Here is a 19,902-nt window from a genome sequence, read left to right as displayed (position 1 = left end):
CTCCTTCTCCCTCTACTCCGACTGAATCGGATTATCTCTAGGATTAACCAACCTCAGCAGTTTTTGCTTAATTTGAGCGTCGAATACTTCCCATTTCATTTTCGCATAAGCGGAATTTTCGTTGCTGCCAGATAAGAAGCCCATTGGAATTTCAAAGCCGCCTGCGCTTGTTCTTCCACCGCCGAAAAAGCGCCCTGCACTATCTTGTCCAAAGGCTTCTTTGATGAATTCATCGGGGTCAAGGGTAAGTTTGCTGGTTCTCAGGGAGCCAATGACTATTTCTAGTTCTTCGTCTTCATCGTGAACAATGCCGTAAACTACGGCGGTGTGAACGTTTTCTTCGGTGACGAGAAAATCAGCCGCTTGGGGGATGGCGTCACGGTCTTCGTAGCGTAAGTAACCAACACCAGCGATGGAAAAGTTATTTTGGACGATGCGATTTTTTAGCGATCGCTCGATCACATCCATTACCCGCTTGGATCGATTCGCCTGTAAAATGGCGTTTAGCAGTTGGGCATCATAAAATCGGCTTAAATAAGCAGCTGCCATAAAGTCTTCTTCTTGCGCTTGCATTAACCGATTTGTATCTGAGCGCAAGCCGTGCATCAAAGCAGTTGCACATTTGACGTGTTGATTTATGCTGCTATCTAATGCTAATAATCCCGTTTGCAGGTATTGGGTAAAAATGGTTGCCGTCGCTCTGACATAAGGGCGGATATCCTCAAACTCTGATTGCAGATCGCCTTGGATACTGTGATGGTCAATGAGGACTACTAGAGGGATTTTAGCCTGCTGCACTGCTGAGAGTAGCTGTGAAGTGGTTCCCTGGTTATCAATTAAGACAAAACCTTGATAACATGACAAATCCTTGGTTTTCAAGGTTTGCGGCGTCCAGCGTTGGATAGGTAAATTAGTCAACCTTACCAAGGCAATATTTTCTTGATGACTTAATGCGCCAGCATAAATGATTTCACATTTGATATCATATTGCTGGGCTATTAACTGATAAGCCCAGGCACAGGAAAGGGCATCAGGATCGGGAAAATCTTGCAGAATTACCAGTTGGCGATCGTGTCGGTGTGCCAGAAGGGTTCTTTGCAGTTCTTCTGACTTTTGTTGTGCCAGGGAATTACTACGGTTATTAAGATATATAGCTCCATCGCCTACCGATGGCGGTAATGACGGAGTTTTAAATGAAACTTCCACTGGCGTTTTCTCTATTTCAGGTTCCTCTGGGTTTGGCTCTGTGGTCGATGACAAACTCTCAAACTGAGTAACGGGAGAATTCAAGTACATAGGGAACTTTTTTAAAGTGTGAGGCTCCTTTAATTCAGAAATACTACAATCAGCAATTCACTGAATTCTAGCCACATTATTTTGATCTTCGCAAAAATCTCAGAACATTGCACTATACATCTAAGTATATTTTTGTCAGTCACAGCAGCGTTCAACAATGACCAATAATGACGTAAATTCCACTCTTAGGTCTGTAGGTGCTGGAAACAAAAAAGTTTAGTATATAGGGCTTTATCTGACAGCATAAATCTGTTTAAGGAGCTTTTTTTGTCTTTCTAAATTCAATGAGTGGGATTTTAATCTGACTTAGGGTATAATTTCTATCTTATACTTTAGGTCTACTCCTTGATATTTGAAATTTTTTTATGCTCAATACTCTCATTTTTGTGAGTATTGAGCAATTAACAATTATTTTATTGAACAATGCGTGTTTTTTATCCCCTTTGAAAATTCTGATAATTTAGAGCCAAGCCTGTACCACAAGGCGGAAGTCAAAAGTCAAAACGTCAAAAACCTATAATTTTGGGCTTTCTGGCTGTAATGAAATAGTAGGTTTATTTTCGCCAACCTGTACTAGTGCAAGAAGACATAAGCTAGGGAGCAAGCCCCATACATAAATGTAGAGGCTTGAGCGTTGAGATATTGCGCCTGTTTGCAAGACGCGATCGCATTCATTCGTTGCAAGCTATATAGCCATCAATTTTTCAACAATTGATAACTAAATTTATTGGCACTATCTCAAAACAAAAAGATGTTTCTTCTTTCTTCTTTGCTCCTCTACTTTTTTGCTCAAAGACCTATAACATACTTTTGCCACTCTGTATGCAGTCCACTCTTAAGATGTTTGCTGACCTCAAAATAGAGACTGCTATAAGGTTGGCGAGGAGGATGACGTAAAGGCATGTGAGCTTCATTGGGAGTTCGACTGCCTTTTTTGACATTGCAACGGACACAAGCGGTCACAATGTTCTCCCAGGTATCACCCCCGCCGCGCGATCGCGGTATTACATGGTCTAGGGTCAACTCATCCCCTGTATAACCACAGTATTGACACGCATGACCGTCACGGTGCAATATATTTCGACGAGTCAGAGGAATTTCTTTATAAGGAACACGCACGTAATGACGCAACCTGATTACGGTCGGCAACGGAAAATCCGAGTATAGGAATTTGCCGTTATGTTCCACGCGTTCTGCCTTGCCCTTAATTAAAAGAACCACAGCACGACGCCAACTCGTTATATTGAGAGGTTCGTAAGAGGCGTTTAAGACTAAAACCTTCCCCATTTATCTGCGCTCAGGGTATTAGCTTTACATAAATGTTAACACAAATACATCCTACTAGGGAGATGAGAATAAATTATACTTTCGGAATAATTCGGCAATTAAGTTATGAGTAAGAAGTTGAGAAGTAAGGAGTGTCCTTGGCTTTGCTCCCAACTGATAATTCTTAATTTTTACTTTACTACCGCAACATCTTGTATCCATTCCAATATGAAGGTTACACTTCCTATTTAATCTGATCTCGCTTTAGTAAGCGTATATGGATAACTTGGAAGTTTAGCCGTGGTGGGATAGGAGTCAGTACAAATGTTAAGTCGTAAACAAATCCCTGGTGTAGTTCCTAATCAGCAGTGCGACACCTATGAGTGGTTTTCGCAACGAGCCTGGGTAGAAATTGACTTAGAGGCGTTGTCGTACAATGTAAAGCAATTGATACAGTTTTTATCGCCGCGTACTGAGTTGATGGCAGTAGTAAAAGCTGATGCTTATGGGCATGGAGCAATAACAGTCGCCCAAACTGCAATCGAATCGGGAGCAAGTTGGCTGGGAGTCGCTACAGTTCCAGAAGCTATTCAATTGCGAGAAGGTGGGATTGAAGCACCCATTTTGATTTTAGGAGCAACTCATACACCAGAGCAGATTCATGCGATCGCACATTGGAAACTTCAGCCCACACTCTGTAGTCCTAAACAAGCTTTAGTATTTTCTGATACTCTAGAATCCATAAACTATGATTCTGCCATACCCGTACACATCAAATTAGATACGGGAATGTCTAGGTTGGGAACTAATTGGCAGCAAGCTGGTGAATTTGTGCAATTAGTACAGCGCTTACCACATCTATCTATTGCCAGTATTTATTCTCATTTGGCAACAGCAGATGATCCTGATACTACGGCAATGGAAGAACAGCATAGACGATTTGAGGAAGCGATCGCTCAAATCAAAGCAATGGGAATTGAGCCACCCTGCTTGCACTTGGCAAACTCAGCTGCTGCATTGACAAATCCGGCATTGCACTACGACATTGTGCGAGTCGGTTTAGCAGTTTACGGACTTTACCCAGCAACCCATTTACAAAATGCGATCAATCTCAAATCGGTGTTGCAACTTAAGGCAAGAGTCACCCAAGTTAAAACAATTGCCGCAGGAACAGGTGTTAGTTACGGGCATAAATTTATTGCCCCGCGTGAACTTTGCCTCGCCGTCGTCGGAATTGGCTACGCTGACGGTGTGCCTCGTAACCTTTCCAACAAAATGCAGGTGTTAATTCGCGGTCAGCGAGTTTCGCAAATTGGGGCAATTACAATGGATCAGTTGATGCTGGATGTGAGTGCTATACCTAATATCCAAGAAGGGGAAATAGTCACCTTGCTAGGGGAACAGGGAAAAGAAAAAATTTCAGCAGACGATTGGGCAGAACAACTAAACACTATTTCTTGGGAAATTCTCTGTGGGTTTAAGCATCGTCTGCCTCGTGTTGCGGTTATGTAATTGGGCATGGAGAAGAGGCAGAGGGGTAGGGAGCAGGGAGCAGAGGGGAAAGAGTTCACTAAGAGGGGAAATGGTTAAAGGGGAAAGGGAAAGGATTTGAATTTACCTTTGCCCTTTAACCTTTTCCCAGACCAAAAGAGAGATTATTAGGTTTATCCGAAAAGTATTGCTTCCCATTCCCCATTCCCCACTCCCTATTCCCAAAAATAATTTCTCATGGTATGATAGTAAACTGATGCGGATGTGGCGGAATTGGCAGACGCGCTAGATTTAGGTTCTAGTTCCGAGAGGAGTGAAGGTTCAAGTCCTTTCATCCGCATTTCTAATAAATCGAATTGCCTGATCTAGGCTAGTAGTTATTCTGTGCAGTAACTAGTTGTTTTTCGTTAATGACAGATAATTGCCATTGACATAAATACCTTAATCACGCGATAAATAAAATATAAATTGTCGTAAACATATTGTATTTTCTAAAAAACAATGAGTTTATGATATTTTTTGTAGATTCTTTATTTTGTCAATTTTCTAGGCTCATTTTATCAAATACGCTGCGCGAAACTCTTTCCTGGTCGAACACCTGGGTTTTTAAGGCGAATACGATACAAGCTATTTCTCGCCGTGATGTACAAAGTTTTATAATCATTGTCTCCCCACGCCAAGTTAGCTGGAACTTCTGGAACTTCAATGATACCTAGTAGATTGCCTACGGGTGAGAAAACCCACACTCCTCCAGGCCCTGTACTATAAACATTTCCTTTGATATCTACTTTCATTCCATCTGGAACCCCTTCTTTCCCAGGATATTTCTGTTGGGCAAAAATACGTGCATTTTTCAAAAGACCATCGGAATTAACATCAAAGACACGGATATAGCCTGCTTCAGAATCATTTACATATAGTTTGGTTTCATCAGGAGAAAAGGTGATGCCATTGGGACGGACAAAATCTTTAGCTAATAGAGTTAATTTCCCATCTGATGTAAGACAATAAACACCATAAAAACCTAATTCTTTTTGTTGTGGTTTAATACCATAGGGTGGATCTGTGAAGTAGATACTTCCATCTGATTTCACTACTAAATCATTTGGGCTATTAAGTCGTTTTCCTCGGTAATGGCTAACAAGTGTGACTAATTTGCCATTTTTCTCTGTACGAGATATACGACGGTTAGCGTGTTCGGCAGTAATTAAACGCCCTTGAAGGTCAAAGGTGTTGCCATTAGCATTACCAGATGGACTGCGGAAAATCTGCAATTTTTGATGAGGTTGCCATTGATAAATTGTATTAGCAGGAATATCACTAAATAGTAGAAAACCATCTTGATGCCAAAGCGGCCCTTCTGTAAATTTTAAATTTATAGCAATTCTTTCAACTTGAGTATCCTTCTCAAGAATACTTTGTAAATTATCTTGTTTTATATAAAACTTATGTGTGGTAGTATGACGATAAATTAAGGTCAAAAGGTTTACTAATTGACCATTTTTAGCTTTACCCCATTCAGTAACAGTTATACTTGCATTCTGCTGATGCGAGTCTTGAATACGTGTATTTATTGTATTTAATGATACTAATTTAGTCTTAGTTCTTTCCCCTTGACAAGGGTACAAAATACTCATCAAGATAATACTAATTCCCATAGTTACGGGAATTGAGGCTAGTTTTATATTCTTAATAAATCTAGATTCCATAAACTAAAATCTATTAATAACTGAATAATGAAAAAATTATACTTTTCAATTGGTATCTGTATAGCCTTGCTTTTCAACTTAGTGTTTTCTAATATTTCTTCAGCTCAAATTACAGACCCCATTCCTGAAAAGATTGAAAAATCACAGATTTCCGTAGGTATACAAGAAGTTGTACAAATACCCAAAAGTGTTATAGCGCCAAGGCAAGAGAAAATCGCAAGATTGAATCTGTTAGCCAATACAGGTGATGGTAGTGGCAGGTTATTCGTCAATGATATGCGTGGCAAACTCTATGTAATTAAAAATAATCAAGCCTCAGTTTACATGGATTTACAGCGATTACTATCTTTAAGTTTCAGTGATAAAAGCACTCAACAAGGTTTCTCTTATTTCGCTTTCCATCCAGAATTTAGGCAAAATGGAATTTTTTATACTGTACACAGTGAAGACAAAAATAAATCCATTCCTGATTTTCCTGTGAGAAAAAAGATTATTGATAGGACAGGTAAAATCATCGAAAGTTCTCACCATGACGTAGTTCTAGAATGGAAAACTACTAATCCTGCTGCTAATACTTTTTCTGGAACTTTTCGAGAAATTCTGCGGATTGAACAGCCATATCCAGACCATAATGTCGGGCAATTGGGCTTTAATCCTAATTCTAAACCTAGAGATGTTGATTATGGAATGTTGTACATTGCTACAGCAGACGGAGGAAGTGACGGCTTTCCTGTCAGCAATACAGATCCTCTAGATAATGGACAAGACTTGAGTACACCTCTAGGAAAAATTCTACGTATAGATCCTTTTGGTAGGAACAGCGCTAATGGTAAGTACGGCATCCCTAAAGATAATCCTTTTGCTCAGGATAATAACCGCCAAACTTTAGGGGAAATTTGGGCTTATGGGTTACGTAATCCCCATCGTTTTAGTTGGGATACAGGTGGCGAAGGCAAAATGTTAATTGTTGATATCGGTCAAGCTTTGATTGAAGAAATCAATCTTGGGAGCAAAGGCGCCAACTACGGATGGGGGAATCGTGAGGGAAGGTGGGTGATAAATGAAAAGAATCAGAATGTTCTATTTCCTTTACCTCAAGATGATGCCAAGTATGGTTACACATATCCAGTTGCTCAATATGACCATGATAAACCTGCTGATTGGAAAGGTTCTTATGCGGTTGCGATCGCAGGCGGTTATGTTTATAGAGGTAAAGCCATTCCTGAATTAGTAGGTCAGTATATTTTTGCTGATTTTGGCAACGATGGACGTTTTTTTCATGTACCTGTAAATGAACTTGTTAATGGTAAACAGGCAAAGATTAAAGAACTTAGACTCTTTGATGGTCAAAAAGAAGCTTCTTTTCTAGAAATCGTTGGTGGTAAACGTTCTGATGTGAGGTTTGGGGTAGACGAACAAGGGGAAATCTATGTAACCTCTAAGAGCGATGGTAAGGTAAGAAAAATTGTTCGTTCTCCATATAGCAATCCTAAATGAGTTGTGAATAAAAATAAGGGAACGAACCGCTATCTCTACGAGAGGCTTCCCCCAACGCGCAGCATCTCGCACAGAAGAACGCCGAGGGCGAATGAGTATCACCCAAGAACCTAGAGAGCTTGCCGCAGGCTACAGCAGAGGCGCAGAGAAGCCAGTGCGCCCTTACAGGGATCTTGCCCGATCTTTAGCAACTGGCGCGACATGAAGAAATGAGAGTTTGAGAGATATTTCGCGTAAGCCTTATATCTCTGTTCATGAAACTAAAACATATAAAAAAATCAATTTACTATTATCAATAAACCAGTGTTATTACTGTGGTCAAGTTGAAGTTACTCGATGCAAAGTGGCTTCATCTAGTTCTATCTGCTTAAAAAATAGAGTTCACTTCAGTGTAAATACAGAAGTTCAAATATATCCCTATCTACAAAATCAGTATTATTCCTGTAGTCAGATTGGGGTTACTCAATGGAAAGTGGCTTCATCTAGTCTTGACATTTTTATGTCTTAATTGTCCAAAAATGTCTGTAAATCTCAGTAACAGTAAGTAAATTAATAATAATTTACGAATTTACTGAGATTTGATCATTTCAAAATGATGCTGTTTTCGTTGAGTTTCACCACTAAATCTAGAAATAAGCTGATGTACTTGAAAATCCAAAAGTTTGATGCTTTTTACTTGATCTCAATTCTGGAATAACTCTGTACGAATTTAGCTTACACGTATGAATTTAGCTGAAGTAAAAGCAAAATGAGCACAACTCCTATAGGTAGCTACAGGTTGTTCCAGAAACTACATCCGCTATCTCTGTTGGCACAATTAACCAGTCGGCGTGTTACAGGGTGCTTAAACATATTTACTGGAATAGTTTCTTGGTCAATTTATCTAGAGGACGGTAAACTTACTTATGCCTCCTATTCAGATAAACTGTTTGAGCGGCTTGACAGTCACTTGCGGCGCTTAAGCCAGCAAATTCCTGCTCTTAACAGCGCCGCTCGTGTGCAGATGCGGCTGATGTTTGAGACGAAGAATGAACATCAATCAATACCCAATGCGGATTACCAAGCTATTTGTTGGTTAGTAAATCAGGACTATATCACCTCTGTACAAGCAGCAAGCCTGATAGACGAATTAGCAAAAGAAGTACTGGAATCATTTCTATGTTTAAAAGAAGGTAGCTATGAATTCAGCCCAGAAAGCTCTTTGGATGAATTACCAAAGTTCTGTCACCTGGATTTACGATTACTTGTTGAACATTGTCAAAAGCAGTTACGAAATCGGCAAAATATCCAGTCATCAATTCCGGCTGGTGGGGGTTCCCAAGTTTTGTCTAAAATACAACCGTCTCAAGTTCAGCCACAACTGCAAATAAAAATTGGGCAAAAGTTTCCGTTACCAATCAATTTTGATCTTCCTGAAAATCATAAAAATACTCAGCTACCTGCTGGTAAAAAACTATATACAATTGCCTGCATTGACGATAGCCAAACAGTTTTAAATTCCATCAAACATTTTTTGGATGAAAACACATTTACAGTTGTGATGATCAACGATCCTGTGAAGGCTTTAATGCAAATTCTTCGGAGTAAGCCCGACCTGATTTTGCTAGATGTTGAGATGCCAAGTTTAGATGGCTACGAGCTATGTTCCTTATTGCGGAAACATTCAGCTTTTAAACATACACCTATCATTATGGTTACTGGTAGAACAGGATTTATCGATAGGGCAAAGGCGAAAATAGTCAGATCGTCAGGATACTTGACTAAGCCTTTTACACAATCAGAATTGCTAAAAATGGTTTATAAACATCTTGGTTAATTTAAAAGTCAGAATTCAGGAGTCAGAATTCAGGAGTTAGAAGGAATGAGACAGCCAGCAAAGACATTTCAAGATTTGATAGTTTGGCAGAAAGCACATCAATTTATTTTATTAGTGTATCCATTTACTGCTAACTTTCCTAAATCAGAAATATATGGGCTTACCTCTCAATTTAGACGGGCAGCAATTTCTATACCAGCAAATATAGCAGAGGGATTTAAGAAAAAAGGATTAGCAGATAAAGGACGTTTTTTAAACATTGCACAAGGTTCTTTAGAAGAATGTCGTTATTACCTAATTCTTTCAAATGATTTGGAATATGGGGAAACTTCAGAATTAAAACTTAAACTTGAAGAAGTTAGTAAATTACTGACAAGTTATGCTACTTCCATTCTAGATTCTGATTCCTGACTCCTGAATTCTAATATGCTTAATTTATTTTTTTAGGAGATTTAATAGTGAGTCTGACTTTACTTGGCACAATTTTGATTGTAGAAGATTCTCCCAGCGAATTAGAGTTAATGAGCCATTATCTGAAAGAAAGTGGTTACAACGTAATTAAGGCAAGTGGTGCAAAAGAAGGTTTAGAAAAAGCTGTATTAGAAAAACCAGATGCGATTGTTACTGATGTAGTAATGCCAGAAATGAGCGGATTTGAATTGTGCCGTTATCTAAGAAGAAATCCGATTACTGCAAAAGTACCAATTGTAATTTGTAGTTCCAAAAATCAAGAAATTGATCGTTTATGGGCAATGAGACAAGGTGCAGATGCCTACATAACTAAACCTTATACTCGTGAACTTTTGCTACGTACTATTAAATCAATGGTAATTTAAATCAATGACTAGTATAAACATTACACTTCCTTCAAAAGAAACCCAAAATAATTTAGTAGATGGTTATCTGAAGTTTCAGCTAAATCAACAAACTGCTGCTGTTTTATCAATGAAACATACGCAAGAAGCAATTATTGTACCTATTGAATCTGTAACCTCAATGCCTAATATGCCTTCCTGTATATTAGGATTAATGAATTGGCGGAGTCGGATAATTTGGGTTGTTGATTTGCCACGAATGCTCAATTTAGAATCTCTAGATTATCGACTACGACAATACAGTGCAATCATTATCCAAGTAGAATCATTGGTGTTAGGTTTAGTTGTGCAAGAAATAAAAGGTACGACTAAGTTTATCTCTGATGATATTCATTCTCCTATAGGACAAGTAGCATCTAGTTTAGTTCCTTATTTATGTGGATGCGTTGTGCAACAAGAAGAAATATTACTGGTATTAGATGCTCAGGCAATTGTGCAGTCTGCTATTCTCCGCAGTGATTAGAGTGTATTCCTAAAAAGGATTTTAGTGTTCTTATTCACATAGTCAGGAGAATTACTTTTATGTTTAATAAAACCAATACGAATCAAGGTAGTGGCGCTCAAAATCGAGCATCACTGATTTCATCCCAAAAAATAAATGGTAGTGCCATAAAGCTACCAGCTAAGACTACTAGTGAAACGGCTAATAATTCTTTACTAAATCAGGCTATTGCCTCTTTTACAAAATTCGGATTGGCTAAGAAAGCGACTATTTTAGCGATCGCAATCGGTACAATACCAGTATTGGGCATCGGTGCGATCGCTTTTAGCTTTGCCAACAAATCAATTACTAAGCAAATTACCCAGTCTCAACAAACTGAAGCCATTGGCTTAAGTGATAAAGTTAACCGTTTCATGTTGGGACGCTACGGAGATATTCAGGTAATATCAAGTTTACTTTTTTTAACAAGTCCCCAGGCTAGTGTAAGTATCACCACTCAAGATAAACAAGCAATCTTAGATGGAGTTATCAAAGCCTACAAAGCTTATGACAGCGTTGCTGTTTTTAATCGCCAAGGTAAGTTGATTGTCCAATCCACAGGCGAACCCCTAGACAACCAAAAAGACCGTACCTACTTTCGAGAGGTTTTACAAAAAGATACTCCTATTATCAGTAAACCTGAAGCAGCAAAAAATACTGGTGTAGTGAGTATTTATATAGCTGCACCTGTGAAAGAGATAAGGACGGGCCAAACCATTGGTGTGGTAAGGGCACGAATGCCCGTAAAATCTTTAGAGGAAGTCATCAAAAACTACGTAGCCAATGGGCAACAATACCATTTGCTCGATGCTTCGGGAACAGTTTTCTTGAGTCCCCAAAAGGAATTATTAGGAAAAGAGGCAAAGGCAGAGTATTCTAATTTACCTAAACTGGTAGCAGCCAATAAGGTAGATAGTTTTATAGAAGTTCCCAAAACTGGCAAAAAAGAAGAACTAGTCAGCTACGTACCAGGCACTAAGTTAGACGGTTTACCAGATTTAAACTGGCAAGTACTTTTATCTACAGACACAGCAATTGTATTTGAGCCGCAAAGACAATTGTTGTGGATTATAGGCATTGGCACAGCAGTTACAGCATTGATTGTAGCTGCGATCGCATCTCGGTTAGCTAAACTTACTACACAGCCAATTTTAAATGCGACTGCGGCATTAGCAAAGCTTGGTCAAGGTAAATTTAATACCCGTCTGGAAATCGAAAGAGAAGACGAATTAGGGGTATTGAGTGCAAACATCAACCAGATGGCTGAACAGTTGCAGGTCTTAGTTAAAGAACAAGAACTAGACGTTGAAGGGGCAAAACAACTAACAGATATTACCCTACGAATTCGGAAAACTCTTAAAACTGAAGATATTTATCAAGCAGCAGTAAAAGAAGTTCAGCGATCGCTAAAAACAGACCGGGTAATCATTTATAGTCTAAATCAAAATTCTAGGAATGGCGTTGTCGTTGCTGAATCGGTAACTGATAATTGGCCGGAAATGCTCGGAATCAAAATTGACGATCCTTATTTTCGGGAACGTTATATAGAAACTGATCAGTATGGACAGGTGCAAGCGATTGCAAACATTCATCAAGAGCAAAGCCTGAAAAATGCCGTCGGTTACATCCAACTTTTGGAAAAATTTGCTGTCAAAGGTAATTTGATCGTACCAATTCTTGCCCAAGGACAGCTTGTATCCTTATTAATTGCTCATCAGTGCGAAACTCCTCGTGTTTGGCAACAGCCGGAAATTGACTTGTTTCAACAGATAGCAACTCAAATCGGCTATGCCTTAGAACAAGCCAAGTTATTAGAAGAGATACAATCCAGGAATGTTACAGTAATCAGTTCTGGCGACGAACTGCATCAACAAGAAACACTGCAACAGCAACTTTTACAACTGCTCAATGAAGTAGAAGGTGCAGCCAGAGGCGATTTGACTGTACGTGCAGACGTGACGGCTGGGGAAATAGGTACTGTTGCCGACTTTTTCAACTCCATTGTCGAAAGCCTCCGGGATATTGTTACCCAAGTTCAAAAAGCTGCCATCCACGTTAATACTGCCATTGGCTCTAACGAAGGAGCTATCCGCCACTTAGCAGAGGAAGCACTCACCCAAGCTGCTGAAATTAACCGCACCCTTGATGCTGTTGACCAAATGACCCTCTCTATGAAAGGTGTAGCCGAAAGCGCCGAAAAAGCTGCTTTCGTTGCCAATCATGCGGCTCGCACCGCTACTAAGAGTGGACAGGCGATGGATTTAACAGTACAAAATATCCTGTCTTTGCGGAAAACTGTGGGTGAAACTGCTAAGAAAGTAAAACGTTTGGGAGAATCTTCGCAACAAATTTCTCGCGTGGTTTCGTTGATTAACCAAATCGCTATTCAAACTAACTTATTAGCCATTAACGCCGGTATTGAAGCAGCGCGTGCGGGTGAAGAAGGTCAAGGTTTCGCCGTAGTGGCTGAAGAAGTCGGCGAACTAGCAGTTAGAAGTGCCGCAGCAACCCAAGAAATTGAACAAATTGTTGAAAATATTCAACGAGAAACCAGTGAAGTGGTACAGGCGATGGAAATAGGTACTAGCCAAGTTGTAGAAGGAACTCGAATTGTGGAGGAGGCTAAACAAAGTCTGAGTGAAATTTTAGATGTATCGCGTGAAATTGACTCGTTAGTGCAGTCGATTTCTACTGCAACTGCATCTCAAGTTGAAACATCGCAAAGTGTTAGCCAATTGATGAAAGATATTGCTGCTGTATCACAACGCACTAGCGATTCTTCTCGTCAAGTTTCCGAATCTCTACAACAAACTGTAGAGATTTCCCATCAGTTACAAGAAACTGTCGAGGCTTTCAAAGTTAGTTAAGTTTGTCATTTGTCATTTGTCATTTGTCCTTTGTCCTCAGTGCTTTGCTATTTGCTAGTGACCAATGACTTTTATTATTTGTCCGTTGTCATTTGTCCTTTGTCCTTTTACTAATGACTAATGACCAATGACCAATGACCAATGACTAATGACTAATGACTAATGACCAATGACTAAGGACAAAAACTATGTTACAAGACAAAGAACTAGAAATCCAGATGCAGTTTCTGGAAGAAGCAATTGATTACTTAAATACCTTAGAAGGGGTATTACTAGAAATCGATACTAGTAACCGCATCGATTTAGATAAAATCAATGCTGCACTCCGGGCCGCTCATTCTATCAAAGGTGGCGCGGGGATGATGGGATTTAAATCGTTAAGTGATTTAGCGCATCGTCTAGAAGATTCTTTTAAAGTTTTAAAAACTAAAAAAAATTCTCTCGAAATTGATACTCAGTTACAAAGTTTATTGCTATCTGGAGTTGACTGGCTGCGTCAAATTGTCGAATTGCTTGCAGAAGGAAATGTTGTCGAAGATGCGTGGTTAGCAACCTTTTGTTACCCAATTTTTGATGAGTTACACGATCGCTTGGGTGATCCCACCCCTGAAGATGCCTCAACCATGCTATCTCCAGAAGATGGCCAAGACGTTATCTCCTTGTTATTTGGCACCGAAGTAGAAGAGTGTTTGCAGCGTCTAGAATCTATATTGGCAGATAGCGAACAGCCGGGATTACATGAAGAAGTTGTGATCATGGCTGCTGAATTGGGCGGTTTGGGTGAAATGCTTCAGTTGGCAGCTTTTACCAAGCTTTGTGAGTCAGTAACGCAGCAATTGGAAACTGTTAGCAGCTCGCACATTCCCGAAATTGCCCGGTTAGCATTGCAAGCATGGCGGCGATCGCAAGCTTTGGTGCTGACAAATCAACTAGATAATTTACCTACAGAACTTGACTTCAATAGTAGTTATACGCCATCTCTGCCACTATTACCAGCAGAAGTAAAACCACATATTGCCACAGACATAGAAGTAGTCTCAACATCTGTTTGGCAACCAGAAAACATTAAAGAAAACTGGACTAATCATGAAGCGATCGCTGCTAGTTTTACATTTGCAGATGTAGAATTTGCCGATGATGTTAATGCTGTCAATGTTACAGAACACAACACAATATTTTCTAAAGAAAATAATCTTCCAGATGCCAGATATGGCGAAGGTAAAGGAGAGCTAAATGGCGTTGTTAAAGAGCGGGAAACTCATGATAATAGCGTCCGAGTTCCCAGCAAACAACTAGAGCAAATTAATGATTTATTTGGCGAACTGATTGTCCAACGAAATGGGTTAAACTCGCAACTAGAAAGATTACGCAAACTCGTTCGTAACTTAAACCAGCGAGTCCAAGTTCTCGACCGCGAAAACCAGGAATTACGTATTGCTTATGACAAAATTTCTACTCAAGCTGCGGTGCAGGTGCAAGTTGAAAATAACCAACAAGCACAAGGCATAGAGAGGGAATTTGATACTTTAGAAATGGATTGCTATAACGATTTAAACCTGCGATCGCAGGAAGTTATGGAAACCATTGTTCAGGTACAGGAAGTAACAACTGACGTTCAACTCAGTGTAGATGATACAGACCAAATTGCTCGTAAAATAAACAAAACATCCAAACAGTTACAAACAAAGTTAAATCACATCCGAATGCGGCCTCTGTCTGATTTAATTGAACGTTTTCCTAGAGCCTTACGCGATTTAAATGTAGAATATGGGAAAAATGTGCAGTTAAAAATTGAAGGTGGCAACACTTTAATTGAACGCGGCATTTTAGAAGCATTAAACGAACCTTTAATGCATCTGGTAAGAAACGCTTTCGATCATGGTATCGAAGACTCTAGCACCCGCCGCCTTTTGGGTAAACCAGAACAAGGATTGATTGAAATTACAGCTAGTCACCGCAGCAATCGCACCCTAATTACTATCCGAGATGATGGTTGGGGTATTTCTTTAGAGAAAATTCGCACCCGCGCCTTAGCTATGGGATTAGATGCTTCTCTACTCGCTAATGCTAGTGATGAAGAACTATTATCACTAATTTTTGAACCAGGTTTTACCACCTCCGAGCAAGTTACAGCATTATCTGGCCGTGGTGTCGGTATGGATGTAGTTCGTAACAACCTCAAACTGATTCGAGGAGATGTGAAAGTTGATACGGAACCAGGAGTTGGTACTACCTTCACCTTATCACTACCATTTACCCTTTCCGTGGCACGAGTTCTGCTGGTAGAAATCAACAAAATGCTATTGGCTTTTCCCACAGATGTCATTTCAGAAATATCCTTACTCCAAGACGAACGAGTTTTCCAAATGGCAGGTAGCGAAGTTCTAAATTGGCAAGGAAACATGCTACCACTGATTCGCCTGACTCAATATTTAGAGTTTAATTGCCTACGCTACGATCGCTCAGAGTTAGAAACTCCCGCAGCAATTAATGCTAACAGCGTCTTAGTAGTCAAAGGTAATAATCAGCCAGTCGCAATCCAAATAGACCGTTGCTGGGGTGAACAGGAAGTTGCTATTCGTCAAGTGGAGGGAAATATACCTTTACCTAAAGGCTTCAGTAACTGCACAATTCTTGGTGATGGTCGAGTAGTGCCACTAGTTAATGTCAATGAATTGCTGTATTGGATTGCTACAAATCGGCAAACTCCCAAAGGTACTCAATTACCATCAGCAAGGTTAAAGACACCGTTCTTAATATTTGATGAAAACAAAGTATCAGCAGCCTCTATTCAGCAGAAAGGTACAGTTTTGATTGTAGATGACTCAATTAATGTTCGCCGATTTTTAGCACTAACTCTTGAAAAAGGAGGGTATCAAGTAGAGCAAGCTAAAGACGGTCAAGATGCCTTAGAAAAACTTCATAGTGGATTAAAAGTTGAGGCGGTTATTTGTGATATTGAAATGCCTCGCCTTGATGGCTATGGCTTTTTAGGCAAGATAAATTCAGATGTTGATACAAAAAATATTCCAGTTGCAATGTTGACTTCTCGTAGTAGTAATAAACATCGACAATTGGCGATGCAATTGGGAGCTAGGGCTTACTTTTCTAAACCTTATAACGAGCAAGAGTTATTACAAACGCTGGAAGAAATTATTCGTAATGTGGTAGAAAAGGGCGCGTCTAATTAATAATTCATAATTAGTTTGATATATTTTCGTAGGGTGCGTTGGCCTTTGGCGTAACGTACCGTTTGTTTTATAGTATCTTGGCGACTAGAAGTCGCGGCTACACAGACAAAACCCACCTCCGTGGGCTAAAAATTTGGCTTTTTCGTTAGTCCGCGCCCAAAGAAGTAATATGATTTAATTGATCGCACTCTCCACAATGCACTATCCACAATAGAATTAATTAACGATTTTTGCAATTCGCTACTTCCTTGCAACTAAGAACCCAACTGGATAATTGCTAATTAATTGCGTGATATATTGAGTTATGTTGGCAATAATCACCAAGCTTTTGCGAAATGGTATTTGTCAAGCTTGAAGTAATTACTGACATCGCGTTATCTATGGTGAATTTATGGTAACTGTAACACTGATGGCTGTTGCTACTACGATCGCAACTACGCTTTGGACTAAAGCGCAGGAGGAAATCGGCAAAAACATTGGTCATGCTGTATCGATGGCTCCTGGTAAGTTAATAGAATTACTCCGCCAGAAGAATAAATCGCCATTACTCATCAGTGCTGTTGAGGGAAATGAACCGCAGCGTTTAGATTATCAAGCAGTGCTGGTGGAACTGAAAGCAGCAGCAGACACAGACCCAGAAATTGCTCAAGCTGTTATGGAAGTGGAAGCCGCAGCAAAAGCAGAACCAAAACTCACTCAAAAAATTCAAGAAATCGAAAATACTCTCAAGTCTCAACAGCCAACCATTCAAAATCTGACGCAGCTAGCAGAAAAAATTGGGTCTGTAAATCAAGGACACATAGATAACCAAACTATCAACTTTTGACTACAGTCGTCCCAAGGGGAGGATGGGACAAAGTTAACTCCCGATCGCTGGCGTGAAGTCTGCCATGAAATACTGGCAGAACGGCGAAAGCTGACTACAAATTCTCTGACATCAACTGAAGGAGTCGCCCTGCAAGTTGATGATGTTTACGTGCCACTGGGATTAGTTGAGCGCAAAAAACAATCTAAGCGTCAGGGTGATATTTCTCCAGAAAAGGGGTCAGAACTGTACAAGGAGACAGAAATTACCAAAACATTTGAGAATGATGCTTTTCTAGATGAAGTTCTCAAACAGAAGAACACGCCTAAAAGTAAAGGTAAGCGAATTGCGATTATTGGCGAACCAGGAGCAGGAAAGACAACACTTTTACAGCAGATTGCTGATTGGGTATCTCGTGAGATTGACCAATCGATTGTCATTTGGGTATCTTTAGCAGATTTGCGAGAGAAGGAACTAAAATCTTATCTGTTCGACAGTTGGTTAACTCAGGTTGCCGAAAAAACAGGTAAAGCTGAACCCACTGAGCAACTGAAGAATGATTTTATTGCTCTGTTTAATCAAAATAATGTCTGGCTGCTGCTAGATGGGTTAGATGAGATGTCCGCATCTTCAGGTAATCCTCTCACAGAAATTGCCCGGCAATTCCGTGAAGCAGGGTTAATTTCTCAAGCGCGAATTCTACTGACTTGTCGGGTTAATCTGTGGGATGGCAATAGTAATGCACTTGATGATTTTGATACCTATCGCAGTTTAGATTTTTCTTATCCACAACAGGTAGAGAAATTTATTCACAAATGGTTCGCTGCTATTCCCGAAATTGGGAAGCGATTATGCGCTGCTTTGAAAGAATCAGGTAAAGAACGGATTCAAGATTTAGTGAAAAATCCTCTGCGGTTGACACTGCTGTGCTTGAATTGGAAATCAGGAGATGGTAAATTACCGGATACTCAAGCGGGACTCTATCAGCAATTTGTTAATGACTTCTACAAGTGGAAAGAACAGGAATTTGCGACAACATCTGACCAGCGTCAGCAACTCAATGTCAAACTAGCGGAATTAGCTAAAAAAGCAATAGACAACGAAGCAACCCGTTTTCGCTTGCGGGAGGATTTTGTTAGTCAGTTTCTGGGGAATGCTGATGATGAAAAGTCGCTGCTAAAATTGGCACTCAATCGCGGCTGGCTGAACTGTGTAGGGATAGATACAAATAGAAAACCTGTTTACGCTTTCTTTCATGCTTCATTTCAAGAGTACTTTGCTGCTAAAGCAATTGATAACTGGGATTTCTTTCTCAAGCACGTTCCGAAAAATCCCAGTCAAGGAATTTATCGCATTTTTGAACCGCAATGGAAGCAAACAATATTACTTTGGCTAGGGCGAGAAGAAGAAAACCTCAAGCAGCAAAAGCAAGAGTTTATTGATGCTTTAGTAAATTTTAAAGATGGATGTCAAAAAGTTTATGAATATCGCGCCTATTTTTTAGCTGCCGCAGGAATTGCAGAATTTAGAGAATATTTTAAAGCAGATAAAATAGTAACACAAATTGTCAAGTGGACAATTGATAGTTCAATCAAAGAGGAAGCTAGGTCGGCATTGCAACAAACAGACCGCACAAAAGCGATCGCCGCCTTGGTGCAACTGCTGCAATCAACTACTGTGGATGACTCCACCCGTTGGCAGGCAGCAACAACATTAGGGGAAATCGGCACTGGCAATGAAATTGCGATCGCCGCCTTGGTGCAACTGCTGCAATCAACTACTGTGGATGACTTCACCCGTTGGCTGGCAGCATCAAGCTTAGGGGAAATCGACCCTGGCAATGAAATTACGATCGCTGCCTTGGTGCAACTGCTGCAATCAACTACTGTGGATGACTCCACCCGTAGGCAGGCAGCATCAAGCTTAGGGGAAATCGATCCTGGCAATGAAATTGCAATTGCCGCCTTGGTGCAACTGCTGCAATCAACTACTGTGGATGACTCCACCCGTTGGCAGGCAGCAACAACATTAGGGGAAATCGGCACTGGCAATGAATTTGCGATCGCTGCCTTGGTGCAACTGCTGCAATCAACTACTGTGGATGACTCCACCCGTAGGCAGGCAGCAACAACATTAGGGGAAATCGGCACTGGCAATGAAATTGCAATCGCCGCCTTAGTGCAACTGCTGCAATCAACTACTGTGGATGAATTCACCCGTTTGCAGGCAACAAAAACATTAGGGGAAATCGGCACTGGCAATGAAATTGCAATCGCCACCTTAGTGCAACTGCTGCAATCAACTACTGTGGATGAATTCACCCGTTTGCAGGCAACAAAAACATTAGGGGAAATCGGCACTGGCAATGAAATTGCAATCGCCACCTTAGTGCAACTGCTGCAATCAACTACTGTGGATGACTCCACCCGTTGGCAGGCAGCATCAAGCTTAGGGGAAATCGATCCTGGCAATGAAATTGCAATTGCCGCCTTGGTGCAACTGCTGCAATCAACTACTGTGGATGACTCCACCCGTTGGCAGGCAGCAACAACATTAGGGGAAATCGGCACTGGCAATGAAATTGCGATCGCCGCCTTGGTGCAACTGC

Annotated in this window: 13 protein-coding genes and 1 tRNA gene; 11 read left to right on the top strand and 3 right to left on the bottom strand. The window is 40.4% G+C overall.

Features of this window, described 5'->3' with window-relative positions; genetic code table 11:
• Positions 1 to 12 precede the first annotated feature (12 nt).
• Positions 13 to 1,296 (bottom strand): bifunctional oligoribonuclease/PAP phosphatase NrnA, encoded by a 1,284-nt coding sequence (locus RMY00_RS10065; RefSeq protein WP_322647407.1) that lies wholly within the window; start codon positions 1,294 to 1,296, stop codon positions 13 to 15.
• A 789-nt stretch (positions 1,297 to 2,085) separates the two neighbouring features.
• Positions 2,086 to 2,583 (bottom strand): HNH endonuclease, encoded by a 498-nt coding sequence (locus RMY00_RS10060; RefSeq protein WP_322647406.1) that lies wholly within the window; start codon positions 2,581 to 2,583, stop codon positions 2,086 to 2,088.
• Positions 2,584 to 2,886: 303 nt separating this feature from the next.
• On the opposite strand from RMY00_RS10060, the gene alr reads away from it, so the two are divergent.
• Together alr and RMY00_RS10050 are read left to right on the top strand one after the other, a co-directional pair.
• Complete coding sequence (alr, locus tag RMY00_RS10055) at positions 2,887 to 4,074, top strand: alanine racemase (RefSeq protein ID WP_322647405.1); 1,188 nt, start codon at positions 2,887 to 2,889, stop codon at positions 4,072 to 4,074.
• A 237-nt stretch (positions 4,075 to 4,311) separates the two neighbouring features.
• Positions 4,312 to 4,393 (top strand) — tRNA-Leu (locus tag RMY00_RS10050).
• A gap of 220 nt (positions 4,394 to 4,613) precedes the next feature.
• Here the strand turns inward: RMY00_RS10050 and RMY00_RS10045 are convergent.
• Positions 4,614 to 5,762, bottom strand: coding sequence for an SMP-30/gluconolactonase/LRE family protein (locus RMY00_RS10045; protein ID WP_322647404.1), 1,149 nt, complete (start codon positions 5,760 to 5,762; stop codon positions 4,614 to 4,616).
• A gap of 27 nt (positions 5,763 to 5,789) precedes the next feature.
• Here RMY00_RS10045 and RMY00_RS10040 point away from each other — a divergent pair, with 27 nt between their 5' ends.
• The 9 genes from RMY00_RS10040 to RMY00_RS10000 form a co-directional block, all read left to right on the top strand.
• Positions 5,790 to 7,259: a PQQ-dependent sugar dehydrogenase gene (locus tag RMY00_RS10040; protein ID WP_322647403.1), complete on the top strand. Its 1,470-nt coding sequence runs from the start codon at positions 5,790 to 5,792 to the stop codon at positions 7,257 to 7,259.
• A 748-nt stretch (positions 7,260 to 8,007) separates the two neighbouring features.
• The gene (locus tag RMY00_RS10035; RefSeq protein ID WP_322647402.1) at positions 8,008 to 9,075 is read left to right on the top strand and encodes a response regulator; all 1,068 of its coding nucleotides are present in this window, start codon (positions 8,008 to 8,010) and stop codon (positions 9,073 to 9,075) included.
• 45 nt (positions 9,076 to 9,120) lie between these two features.
• Entirely contained in the window at positions 9,121 to 9,486 is a 366-nt protein-coding gene (locus tag RMY00_RS10030) for a four helix bundle protein (RefSeq protein ID WP_322647401.1), read from the top strand.
• Between the two features lie 47 nt (positions 9,487 to 9,533).
• Entirely contained in the window at positions 9,534 to 9,911 is a 378-nt protein-coding gene (locus RMY00_RS10025) for a response regulator (protein WP_322647400.1), read from the top strand.
• A gap of 4 nt (positions 9,912 to 9,915) precedes the next feature.
• Positions 9,916 to 10,413: a chemotaxis protein CheW gene (locus RMY00_RS10020; protein ID WP_322647399.1), complete on the top strand. Its 498-nt coding sequence runs from the start codon at positions 9,916 to 9,918 to the stop codon at positions 10,411 to 10,413.
• A gap of 59 nt (positions 10,414 to 10,472) precedes the next feature.
• A complete protein-coding gene (locus tag RMY00_RS10015) occupies positions 10,473 to 13,298 on the top strand; it encodes a methyl-accepting chemotaxis protein (protein ID WP_322647398.1) in 2,826 nt (941 codons plus the stop codon).
• A 188-nt stretch (positions 13,299 to 13,486) separates the two neighbouring features.
• On the top strand, positions 13,487 to 16,489 hold the full coding sequence (locus RMY00_RS10010; protein WP_322647397.1) for a hybrid sensor histidine kinase/response regulator: 3,003 nt from the start codon (positions 13,487 to 13,489) through the stop codon (positions 16,487 to 16,489).
• A gap of 391 nt (positions 16,490 to 16,880) precedes the next feature.
• Entirely contained in the window at positions 16,881 to 17,315 is a 435-nt protein-coding gene (locus RMY00_RS10005; protein ID WP_322647396.1) for a hypothetical protein, read from the top strand.
• 150 nt (positions 17,316 to 17,465) lie between these two features.
• The coding region (locus RMY00_RS10000) for an NACHT domain-containing protein (protein ID WP_322647395.1) at positions 17,466 to 19,902 on the top strand (2,437 nt) is incomplete at its 3' end.

Source organism: Nostoc sp. ChiVER01 (assembly GCF_034531155.1).
Lineage (GTDB): Bacteria > Cyanobacteriota > Cyanobacteriia > Cyanobacteriales > Nostocaceae > Nostoc.
This window is presented reverse-complemented; position numbering and strand designations above follow the sequence as displayed.